The following is an 11228-nucleotide window of genomic DNA, read 5'->3' on the forward strand; positions in this document are numbered from 1 at the left end:
ATTATATAATACTATAGATATTTTAATTCTACTTTTTTCAAAAAGAGGGTCATAACTTAGTTGTCATAAATGGACGGTAAAAAAGAGGCTATTACATAATGAAATACGGATACGTACGAGTAAGTACAGTGTCAAAAGAATTAGATGTACAATTAACAGCATTAGAAAATGAAGGCTGTGACAATATTTATTCTGAGAAGTTTACAGGAACAAAATCAGACAGACCCCAGTTAAAAGAAGTTCTTTCAATCCTAAAAGAAGGTGATACATTAGTTGTCACTAAACTAGATAGACTAGCAAGAAACACTGTTGAGGGAATCGTGATTGTAAAAGGACTATTAGAAGATACCACAAAGGGAAGGTTCTTTTTAACTACATTATTAGCAGTGGCAGAAATGGAAAGAAACTTAATTATAGAACGTAATCAGGAAGGCAAAGTCATTGCCAAACAGCGTGACGACTTTAGGGAAGGTAGCGTTGCGTTGTTTCCTTTCTTTTGATAATGCAAGATGTATCGCTTCATAATAATTGTAGTAATATCCTCGACATTAATAACATCATGTTCTAAACAGAAATTTTCAAACTGTTTCAGAATATCCCGATAGCTTTGTAGCGTTTTCGATGTAATATTTTTAAACTCTCTATCGTCCAAAAAATCAAGGACAGCAAATTTTAACAACAAAAACCACACCGCATTTTTTGCGAAGTGATTTTTGTTTAGTCATACCGGTTTGGTAATGACCATAACATTTTTAATTGTTAAGAAACGTACTCAAATTCTTGATATAACTAACTGTATGACCCGGAGAGGCTTGAATTCACGACTTCCACCCTGTCATTGTAAAGCTCTTATCCTATATTAGTGTTACTAAATTTTTTTATACAATCCCCTTGCACCTACCCCAACGTCATCCCCTAACCTAAAGAAGACAAAATAAAAAGGGGGACAAAACCACTCATGAAAACCACCACAAAAGAAAAAAGAAACACCATCATCATGCTATTACTCTCAGCCGCAATAGGAATCTTTTCACCATTACTCATGTACATCACACTGGCACGTAAAAATGAAGGGTACAAATACCATTGCCGAAAGGCGTTCAACTTTCATTTGTTAATCTTTCTTCTATTTAATATTAGTTCGCGTATTAGTGATGTTTTGTTTTGGATTGTGTTTGCCTTTGAGGTCGTTCAAGTGATCATTGTTGCGTGGAAAGTAATACGCGACGAGCCATATCGTTATTTCATTAGAATTCCTGTATTTAAAGAAGATAAGTATATAGTGGAAGGAGAATAGGTGATGAAACAAGAAGTGGAGGTAAGGGGAAAGCGAATTTTTATTATGATTGCCGTGTTGTTTATTGCGATTTATATCGTTTTACGAAAAAGAAAGTATGAGTATTTTTATGATGGTATTAGCGAGTATGAAAATCGTTATAGAGGGAATATTCCTTTTTTATTGCTTGTTGTAGGTTTGTTTCAATATTGTAGGCAGAATGAGATGAGTTTTTCTCATATGCTTCAGTATGTGAGAGAGAAGTTAGTAGAGTAGGTGATGATATGGCGTGGATGATTAGTGAGTTTGCAAGTGTTGGGGATGTTACGGTGCGGACGCTTCGTTATTATGACAAGATTAATTTATTAAAGCCGAGCGATTATACTGAGGGCGGGCATCGGTTATATACGAAAGATGATTTGTATGTGCTGCAGCAAATTCAATCGTTTAAGCATCTTGGTTTTTCGCTTGGGGAAATTCAAAATATTATATTGCAGCGTGATATTGAGACTGAAGAATTTTTAAGACAAATGAATTTTCAAAGAGAGATGCTTTTGGCGGAGCAAGAAAGAATTGCGAAGGTACTTTCGCATATGGATGAGATGGCGAAGAAGTTTCAAAAGGAAGAACGAGTGGATGTTGCTTTGTTTTCTTCTTTTCTTCAAACTTTTATATGGGAGAAAGAAAATAAAGAATGGTTAGAGGAACATTTTTCAAAGGAGAGTGTTCAAACGTTTTATAATAATAAGGAATTAAAAGATAAGTTTGATCGACGTTTTATGGATGTGATAGGGAAGTTGAAAAAGTATAAGGTAGAAGAGAAGGATCCGAGTCATCATGATGTTCAAGTTACTTTGAAGGAATTTTGTAACTTAATCGAAGAGGTAACGAACTACCTTGATATCTCTCAAAGTGATATAGAGGATATAATCAAACAATCAAAAATCCCATTAGCCGAATTCCCCACTCTTTTTACGGGTGAGGAAGAACAGTATATAAAAGAAGCAATCAATAAAATATAGCCTGTAAGTAAACAGTTTCCCTATTAGTAATAAAATGGGGAATCTGTCTTTCTGTTTTATTAAGACTAAAAACTATTTTCGATATCATGCTTTATTCTTTTTTCATTGATCATCATTGTAATACAAATCCTTCCGTTTACTACCTTTATAAGTATTTTTACAGGTAGTTTATTTGATAAGTGTTAATTTTTATTATCTGACAAATCAATCAAATAATTTTGTGTTGAAAAAAACATTAAAACATGGGAATATATAGTTTGAATGAAATTAATTGTAATTAAATAAAAAAGTGAGAGGGATAAGCGATTTGAATACTTTATTTGCATTATTATTTGTTGTATGCTTAATAGCATTAATTATTGGGATTATTAAACCTCAATTAGTAGTTAGATGGGGAGAAGAAGGAAAACGAAATAGAAAAAGTGTGTTAAAGTTCTATGGAATAGGTGTAATAGCAATGTTTGTTTTAGTTGGTGTAACTGCTGATGATACGAAAAAGGCAGAAGAGACAAAAGCTGTGGCTAAACCAGCTAAAGCTGAGCAGAAGAAAGAGTTAACAGCTGAGGAAAAGGCAGCAGCAGAACAAGCAGCGGCAGAGAAAGCAGCGGCAGAGAAAGCAGCAGCAGAGAAAGCAGCAGCGGAGAAGGCAGCAGCAGAACAAGCGGCGGCAGAGAAAGCAGCAGCGGAGAAAGCAGCAAAAGAGGAAGAAGAGCGCATTGGATATGAAACAGGAATTACATATGATCAATTAGCTAGAACACCGGATGATTTTAAAGGAAAGAAAGCTAAATTTACAGGAAAAGTTCTTCAAGTAATGGAAGGACAAGGTGAGACTCAATTAAGAATAGCGGTTAATGGAAATTACGATAAAGTATTATACGTTGTTTATAAAAGTGACATTCTAAATTCAAGAGTGTTAGAAAAAGATAATGTTACTGTTAAGGGGAAATCTGCAGGTATATATACTTATAAATCTACTATGGGTGGCGAAATTAGTATTCCAGCAATGTTAGTAGAAAAAATTGATATTAATTAATAAGAAGCAACAAAGCAGTTTAACACCTAGTTAAACTGCTTTTCCATTATAATAGAAGAAAAATCAAACGGAGGGAAACCGACATGCCAACCTACAACAAACTAATCCGAAACAAAATCCCACAAATCATAAAAGCTAACGGAAAAACACCCACAACAATAATCCTACCCCAAGACGAATACATAAAAGAAATCTGCAAGAAAACAGAAGAAGAACTAACCGAATACCTAGAAGCAGACACAAAAGAACATAAACTAGAAGAACTATCCGACCTACTAGAACTAATAAACGCCCTAGCCGAACACGAAGGCACAACACTAGAAGAAATCAACAAAATCCGAAAAAAGAAAGCAGAAGAAAGAGGTGGCTTCTCAAATCGAGTATTTTTAATCGAAGTAACCGATAACTAGCCCCTCATAAGCCCCTTACAAGCCCCTACCAAGTAATAAATCACTAAGAAAAAACATAACAAAAACAACTACAACAACAAACACCGTAGTAGTAGTCAAAAAAAATTTGAAATAACACGCCAAAAACCCGGCCAGTCTCCCATATATATTATGAAGGGGCTTTTACTTTTGAACGGAGACGGGAGGAATTAGGGTGGCGGTGTATCGTACTGTGCAGGTGAATTTTTGGCAGGATGATTTTGTTTTGGATTTGACGCCGGAGGAGCGGTATTTTTATGTTTATTTGTTAACTTGTTCGAAGACGACGCAGTGTGGGATTTTTCCTTTTCCAAAGCGGTTAGCTGAGATGGAGACGGGTTATAATCGGGAGACTGTTGATAAGCTTGTGCAGCGCTTCATTGATTATGGGAAGATTCTTTATGATGCGGATACTCGTGAGTTATTCGTTTTGAATTGGCTTCGTTATAATCCGGTGACGAATATGAATGTGGAGAAGTGTGTGCTTCGTGAGCTGAAGGGTGTGAAGAATAAGGAGTTTGTACATATATTTCTTCAGAAGTGCGTAGAGGAGGAGCTGAATGTTCCGATGCTTTTAGCGCATTTCGGTATGCCGAGTGATTTGGCTGTGGATGATGTTGAGCCAGTTTGTGAGGAGACAGAGGCGGAAGAAGAGGTTATAGAAGAAGAGACGGGAAGTCGCGTGTTTTCTTTTTATGAGCAACATTTCGGAAGTTTGTCTCCGCATACTGTGGAGGAACTGAGTGCGTGGATGGAAGATTTGTCAGAGGAGCTTGTGCTGAAGGCTCTTCAAATTGCGTTTGAGAATAATAAGCGGACGGTTGCTTATGTGAAGGGCATTTTGAGAGGGTGGCACGGGAAAGGATTTACGAAAGTTTCTGAGGTTGAGGCGGATACGGCGAGCTTTCGGAAGAAGGAGTCGTCTGTTAGTACGGGGGAGACGGAGGAGTTTTTGGCGAGGTGTGAGGAGTGGGAGAAGAATGCGCCATCTGAGGAGGAGTTGCAGCGCTTTTTAGCGGAGCGCGGGTGGCGGCCATGAGTATTCAAAATGTGGAGGCGGAGACGACGGTGTTAGGTTCTCTATTAATTGATGGAGAGCTTATTAAGGAGTGCCGTTTGACGGAGCAGTATTTTTCTATGCCAGTACATAAGTCTATATTTCAGTTAATGCGAAAGATGGAAGGCGAGGGGCAACCGATTGATCTTGTGACTTTCACTTCTAGGTTGGATCCGAATTTTTTGAAGGGCATCGGGGGAATGGAGTATTTTATAGGGTTAATGGATGGTGTGCCTACAACTGCCAACTTCTCTTATTATGAGGGGCTTGTTCGAGGTGCGTGGAAAATGTATCAGGCTGGTGTTCTCGGGCACAAGATGGGGGAGCGTCTTATTGCGGAGAAGAGTGAGAAAGTTATCGGTGAAACGATTACGGCACTTTGTGAGTTAGAGGAGAAAGACTCTGTATGTGAGTTTGATTTGAAGGATGCGTTAGTTGATTTGTATGAGGAGCTTCATCAAGATGTGAAAGAGATTACTGGTATTGAGACTGGTTATACATCGCTAAATAAAATGACGTGCGGATTGCAGGAGGGTGATTTTGTCGTCCTTGGTGCACGCCCTTCTATGGGGAAGACTGCGTTTGCGCTAAATGTTGGACTGCATGCGGCGAAGGCTGGAGCGGCAGTTGGATTGTTTTCGTTAGAGATGAGTAGTAAGCAATTGTTAAAAAGGATGGCGTCTTGCGTGGGCGAAGTGTCAGGAGGTAGGCTGAAAAATCCGAAGCATCGTTTTGCGATAGAGGACTGGGAAAAGGTGAGTAAGGCGTTTGCGGAGATTGGTGAGTTGCCATTTGAGATTTACGACAATGCAGGCGTTACAGTGCAAGATATTTGGATGCAAACTCGTAAGTTAAAGAGGAAGCACGGTGATAAAAAGATTTTAATTATTGTAGATTACTTGCAGCTTATTACGGGCGATCCGAAGCATAAGGGCAATCGATTTCAAGAGATTAGTGAAATTTCTCGTAAGCTTAAGGTATTGGCGCGTGAATTAAATGTTTGTGTAGTAGCATTGTCACAATTATCTCGTTCTGTAGAAGCACGGCAAGATAAGCGTCCACTTTTATCTGATTTAAGAGAGACCGGACAAATTGAGCAAGATGCGGATGTCATTATGCTTATGTACCGCGAAGATTATTACGATAAGGAAACGAAGCAGAAAGAGATGACGGAGATTCATGTGGCGAAGCATCGGAATGGACCTGTGGGGAGTTTTAAGCTGAGATTTTTGAAAGAGTTTGGGCGGTTTGTGGAGGGGAAATAGTGAAAAGGCTGGAGCATCACTTTGCAAATAAAATAAAGCATAAGTGTTCTATTTCATTCACTTATGCTTTATTTTTTGATTCTTTCAATATGCTTCTCATTTCCCCATAAAGAAAGACTTTCTCTCTGCAGTAATCCATTGCTGCAAATCATCTTGGCTACGTCGGACAAGTCGATTGACTAAAACATCATGCCATACATAATCCTCTAATAAGTATATATGAACGGGGTCATCTGTATAAAAAGCAATATTACGCTCTTCAAGTGATGGTCCATAAATCATCTCTTTAGAATCTATCGATACAATAAACCAATGTTCTGTAGACAAGGTTTCTGTATAAGGTGTTATGCGATGGGCTTCTAGATTTTTAATGGGATCTTCAACATGTAGGGTAATACCTTGTATTGTAACTTTATCAGCTACTTCAGATAGATCTTCTTTTAACGCTTCATACATCTCATCCCACATTGAAATGACAATACGTCGTTCTGCTTTTTTTATTAATGTCTGACAGTAGCTAATGATTGTTTGATTGTCTTTTAAAGTAATTACTCGATTATCCGTTTTTTCCTCGGAAGTTTCTAGTTTTTTTAATGAATCACTTATTCCTTCGTAAGTAGATTGCCATTCTGTTTGCGCCTTCTGTAAAAAGATTTCAACAGGTAGAGGTGAATAGCGGGTGGTGTCATTTATTTCTTCTTTCATGACAATTCCTTTTTCTACAAGGTTACCTAAAATCTCATAAATTCGCGCTCTTGGGACACCCGAATCTTTACTCACTTGATAGGCTGTGACAGGCCCCTGTTTAACAAGAGATACATAAGATTTAGCTTCATATTCATTGAAACCAATTTTTTTAAGCTGTTGCACTATGTAGTCCACTTTTTTCGTCCTCCGATGTTTGCTTTTATATTTTAACGTTACAGTAACTATTTACATTTAGCAAATTATTAGTTACTATTCGAATAGTGACTAAAGGGGAGGTTAATAGTATGGATTTTTATTTAGACCCATCCGTATTAATGATTTTGATTGCTTTTGGATTTTTAGCTGCATTTATTGATTCAGTTGTAGGTGGTGGTGGACTCATTGCTTTACCAGCTTTATTATTTACAGGACTGAATCCAGCAAGTGCAGTAGCTACGAATAAACTAGCATCGACAATGGGAAGTGCAACTAGTAATATTGTGTTTTATCGTTCTGGTAATCTTGATTTGAAATCGGCGTTTAAATTAGTTCCGCTCACTTTCATAGGTTCCATAATAGGGGCATGGACTGTTCATTTAATGAATCCAGAAGTATTGAAGCCATTAATGCTGATCATGCTTGGTGCGGTCGCTATTTATACGATATTCAAAAAGGATTGGGGTAGTATTTCCACTCATAAAAAATTGTCTGGTCGACACGTCATTATTTTTACTTTTTTTGTTTTTGCTATTGGTTTTTATGATGGATTTCTAGGTCCTGGAACAGGTTCATTTTTAATGTTTTCTCTTTTATTTATTGGGTATGATTTTTTAAAAGCAGCAGGTAATGCGAAGCTTCTTAATTTAGGAAGTAATGTTGGTGCATTATTGATGTTTATGTATGTAGGGCAAGTCAACTATGCGTATGGTTTTATAATGGGGATTGCTCAAATTGCTGGAGGGATTGTTGGTTCCAAATTCGCTATAAAAAAAGGGAGCGGGTATGTTCGTGCCCTTTTCATTACAGTAACTTGTTTATTGTTAGCGAAAAATCTGTATGACTATATTCAGTAAGTAATTAAAGAACGTAGAAAAGGTCAAGTATGCAAACTACATCGAGTATAAGAAGATACTAAGGAGAGATTCCTTTTAACATTTTTTAGATGCTACCTTGTTTGAAGATAGCATCTAAAAAGAAAATCTAAGTGAAGAGAATGAAAATAATATAAACTCATATTTTTCTGGGGTATGTTTATTGATTCTATTGAAATGTTTACTCTATATTCTTCTTATAATTAGGCCTCAACAAACTCTTAAAATCCAACTCAGCAATTAACACACTCAATAATATAAGCGTAGCCCCTAAGTATCCTTTTCCTGTCAGCGTTTCACCTGTGAAAACGAAAGCAAAGCCTGCGGAAAAGACAGGTTCTAATGAAAAAATAAGACCTGTATGGGTAGGTGTAGTGTATTGCTGGGCGATAACTTGCACGATGAATGCGACTGCGGTGCAAAATATACTTAAGGCTAGGATGATTAGCCATGAGTTGGTTGTGCTAGGCAGTTTTGGCGTTTCGATAATGAATGAAAAAATAAGACTAAATAGGCCGACGAAGCCGAGTTGCACTACTCCAAGTGCAATGGAATTCACATGTTTCGTTACACTTCCAGTAATGATGACGTGGATCGCATAAAACAGGGCAGACAGTATGCAAAATATATCGCCGTTACCGATTTTGAATTCGCTCGTTAATGTTAATAAGCCGATTCCTATTATCGTTAAAATGATTCCTACTATAACTTTCTTTTCCGGAATGTGTTTTAAAAATATAGCTGATAATATTGGAATGAAAATGACTGTGAGACATAGTAGGAAACCAGCATTAGAAACACTCGTATACTTTGTACCGAAAGTCGCGAAAATGTAAACGATAAATAAGACAGAAGCGAGTATAAATGCATATTTTACAGTTTTAAAATCGATCTTAAATAAATGTTTGTAAAATATTAAACCTGATAAAAGAAAAGCGATAATAAATCGTAATGCGATTAAATTATATTCTTCTATGCCATCAAGTCCAAGTTTTGTAAGTAGGATGGATGCACCCCAAAAAAATGTAACTAGTAGTAACATTAAATCCGCTTTTAATTGTAGTTTCATTTCTATTCCCTCGTTATGTATAAATTTTATAAGCCCATACCCCTATCCCCATTATTCATTTTAATATTAATTCTGAATATTTGTAACTTAAATTTATCGACGTTTTATTCCATAAAAAAAGAGGCTGTTTATAAAACAGCCTCTATGTATCTGAAAATCCGAACCTTGACTAAAGACTACGTACAATCTCCAACCCTTTTCTTGTTAAATGAATCCCTGCTCTACCTCTTTTTATTTCCACATAACCTTTCATTTTCAGGAAGTTCAACCGGTGTCTCACTTGTGCTTCAGATAAATTTATTTCGACTTCTTGGCTCTTTTCAGAAATAATCCTTCTTCCGATTGCTTTTCCTTTTTCTTCATAATTCATGATAAGGGTAAGGATGAAAAGGGATTCTTGATCAAGAGCGTTTGAACTTGAAGAAAAGGGTTTAATATTTTCTGCCTGATCGCTATTTGTTTTCTTATGTGGAGGCTTTTGAAAATAATGTTGATTAGGCAAATCATTTTTTGTTATTTGGTTTCCGGTACGGACAGCAAGCATATAATCTATCGTATTTTTAAGTTCTCTTACATTTCCGTACCATGGATATCCGTGAAGTTCTTCAATCAATTCTTGTTCAATTTTGACTTTAGGGTCCGATAGTGCGACAAAATGTTTAGCTAATAATTCAATGTCATTTCGGCGTGCCCTTAATTCGGGGAGGTGTATAAAGAGTACTTTAAGCCTATGGTATAAGTCTTCTCTAAACATATTTTCTTGAATCATTTTCAGTAGATCTTTATTGGTCGCTGCAATAATCCGAACGTCTATCGGGATAATTTGGCTTCCGCCAACACGCATGATTTCTTTTTCCTGCAATACTCGAAGTAGTCGTGCTTGAAGTTTCAGGCTAATATCTCCAATCTCATCTAAAAAAATAGTGCCGCCATTTGCTTGTTCAAATAATCCCATTTTCCCGCCTTTTTTTGCTCCGGTAAACGCTCCGTCTTCATAACCAAATAACTCACTCTCGACTAAATCATCCGATAAAGCACTGAAGTTAACGGCAAGAAAAGGGCCGCTATTTCGCTGTGAAGCATTATGAATAGCACTTGCAAATAACTCTTTTCCGGTACCACTCTCACCTTCAATTAATACAGTTAAATCAGTCTTAGCTAACCTTTTGGCAATTTGTTTCGTGTCTTGGATCGTAGAGCTAATGCCAACGATATTATGAAAATTGTATTTTGCTACATAACCTTTTTTGACAAATTCTTTTCTTAATTTACGTTCAAACCCGATGGTCTTAAGGGCATTTCTAAAAGTAACAATAATCGATTGATCATTTATATGTAGACGTTCCACTATTACATCCAAGCCGTTTACAACAAATATTCCGCTTTCTTGTTGCTTATTTGAAAGGATGAAGTTTACTAAATCAATATTATCAATAATGGCATCAATCGGATGACCAATAGCGTTTTTACTTTTTATTTTCAGCATGCTTTCCAGAAATTCATTAAAGACAACAATTCTTCCTTCATAATCAATGGCTAGTATGCCATCACCAACACCATCAATTACTTGATGCAGTTGTCGATGAGCTTTAGCTAAATTCTTTGTTAAATCTACTATTTTTCGATAGTATCTCTCAGAAACGTGGTTACCTGATTCCTCCATTAAATGAAATCGATCTAGAATGGACATGATTGTAGTAATATCTATTAATCTATGGCCAATATTAATTACTTTTTCTACAAAGTCAGGGATAATTTCAAGTTCGCCCGGTGTAATTGCGAGCTTAATCATTTGTATATTCGTTTTTCCAGGATAGTATGGAAAATATTCAATATGGTTTAGCCCCAATTGACGCATCGTTTCAATGGATTCGTATACTGTTTCATGATTATCATTCACATATAGGGCTTGTGTTCCTTCTGGTAAAAATAAAAGCTGGTCCACGTTTTCATAATTTAATGTTCGTTTTGCTATTATTACTTCGCAGTTTTCCCCAATAAAGTCTTTCACCGTTTCTATCGTAAATGTATTAGGTAACAAGATTAATGTAGAATGAAATACTTTTGGAATACTTTCTTCTACAGAAAAACTTTCAATATCTATGAGGTCACCTATCATCTCCGTTAGTTGTTGATGTAGGGCTTTTCGTGTTTCTTTTAAAACGGTGATCAATACAATGTGGTTAGTTTCAAATTTGTTCATAGAGCACCTCTTTAGTTGAATGGAATTGGTCTAAAGTTGGTTATTAATTGGTTATTATGTAACCATTTAATAACCAATTATAATACATTTCAAC

General features: G+C 36.5%; 12 protein-coding genes and 1 pseudogene. 9 read left to right on the forward strand and 4 right to left on the reverse strand.

Annotated elements, in window-relative coordinates:
* Positions 1–98 precede the first annotated feature (98 nt).
* Positions 99–473, forward strand: a pseudogene (locus ABWK52_RS13035) (recombinase family protein); the annotation flags it as partial.
* Here the strand turns inward: ABWK52_RS13035 and ABWK52_RS13040 are convergent.
* Positions 425–691 carry a site-specific integrase gene (locus ABWK52_RS13040; protein WP_255289041.1) on the reverse strand — a complete coding sequence of 89 codons (267 nt, stop codon included), beginning with the start codon at positions 689–691 and terminating at the stop codon, positions 425–427. The pseudogene ABWK52_RS13035 and the gene ABWK52_RS13040 sit on opposite strands and share 49 nt — an antisense overlap.
* A 267-nt stretch (positions 692–958) precedes the next feature.
* On the opposite strand from ABWK52_RS13040, the gene ABWK52_RS13045 reads away from it, so the two are divergent.
* The 7 genes from ABWK52_RS13045 (at position 959) to dnaB (ending at position 6084) form a co-directional block, all read left to right on the forward strand.
* Complete coding sequence (locus tag ABWK52_RS13045; protein ID WP_098541724.1) at positions 959–1297, forward strand: DUF4870 domain-containing protein; 339 nt, start codon at positions 959–961, stop codon at positions 1295–1297.
* A gap of 3 nt (positions 1298–1300) precedes the next feature.
* Positions 1301–1552 carry a hypothetical protein gene (locus tag ABWK52_RS13050; RefSeq protein WP_061664125.1) on the forward strand — a complete coding sequence of 84 codons (252 nt, stop codon included), beginning with the start codon at positions 1301–1303 and terminating at the stop codon, positions 1550–1552.
* 8 nt (positions 1553–1560) lie between these two features.
* Positions 1561–2298, forward strand: a complete 738-nt coding sequence (locus ABWK52_RS13055) for a MerR family transcriptional regulator (RefSeq protein WP_098541726.1) — start codon at positions 1561–1563, stop codon at positions 2296–2298.
* Between the two features lie 307 nt (positions 2299–2605).
* Positions 2606–3334: a hypothetical protein gene (locus ABWK52_RS13060; protein WP_016122017.1), complete on the forward strand. Its 729-nt coding sequence runs from the start codon at positions 2606–2608 to the stop codon at positions 3332–3334.
* Between the two features lie 83 nt (positions 3335–3417).
* Positions 3418–3744, forward strand: a complete 327-nt coding sequence (locus ABWK52_RS13065; protein WP_098541728.1) for a nucleoside triphosphate pyrophosphohydrolase — start codon at positions 3418–3420, stop codon at positions 3742–3744.
* Between the two features lie 193 nt (positions 3745–3937).
* Positions 3938–4801, forward strand: a complete 864-nt coding sequence (locus ABWK52_RS13070) for a DnaD domain-containing protein (protein ID WP_098541730.1) — start codon at positions 3938–3940, stop codon at positions 4799–4801.
* On the forward strand, positions 4798–6084 hold the full coding sequence (dnaB, locus tag ABWK52_RS13075; protein ID WP_141537376.1) for a replicative DNA helicase: 1287 nt from the start codon (positions 4798–4800) through the stop codon (positions 6082–6084). The genes ABWK52_RS13070 and dnaB overlap by 4 nt, the downstream gene beginning before the upstream one ends.
* A gap of 96 nt (positions 6085–6180) precedes the next feature.
* Here the strand turns inward: dnaB and ABWK52_RS13080 are convergent, their stop codons facing one another.
* Positions 6181–6966: a TrmB family transcriptional regulator gene (locus ABWK52_RS13080; protein ID WP_000384621.1), complete on the reverse strand. Its 786-nt coding sequence runs from the start codon at positions 6964–6966 to the stop codon at positions 6181–6183.
* Positions 6967–7076: 110 nt separating this feature from the next.
* On the opposite strand from ABWK52_RS13080, the gene ABWK52_RS13085 reads away from it, so the two are divergent.
* Positions 7077–7844 carry a TSUP family transporter gene (locus ABWK52_RS13085; RefSeq protein WP_000348425.1) on the forward strand — a complete coding sequence of 256 codons (768 nt, stop codon included), beginning with the start codon at positions 7077–7079 and terminating at the stop codon, positions 7842–7844.
* Positions 7845–8043: 199 nt separating this feature from the next.
* Here ABWK52_RS13085 and ABWK52_RS13090 read toward each other — a convergent pair whose 3' ends face one another.
* The gene (locus ABWK52_RS13090) at positions 8044–8931 is read right to left on the reverse strand and encodes a DMT family transporter (RefSeq protein WP_000776060.1); all 888 of its coding nucleotides are present in this window, start codon (positions 8929–8931) and stop codon (positions 8044–8046) included.
* Positions 8932–9100: 169 nt separating this feature from the next.
* Positions 9101–11134: a sigma 54-interacting transcriptional regulator gene (locus ABWK52_RS13095; protein WP_098430379.1), complete on the reverse strand. Its 2034-nt coding sequence runs from the start codon at positions 11132–11134 to the stop codon at positions 9101–9103.
* Positions 11135–11228 lie beyond the last annotated feature (94 nt).

This window comes from Bacillus sp. AP50 (assembly GCF_040492675.1).
Classification (GTDB): Bacteria; Bacillota; Bacilli; order Bacillales; family Bacillaceae_G; genus Bacillus_A; species Bacillus_A cereus.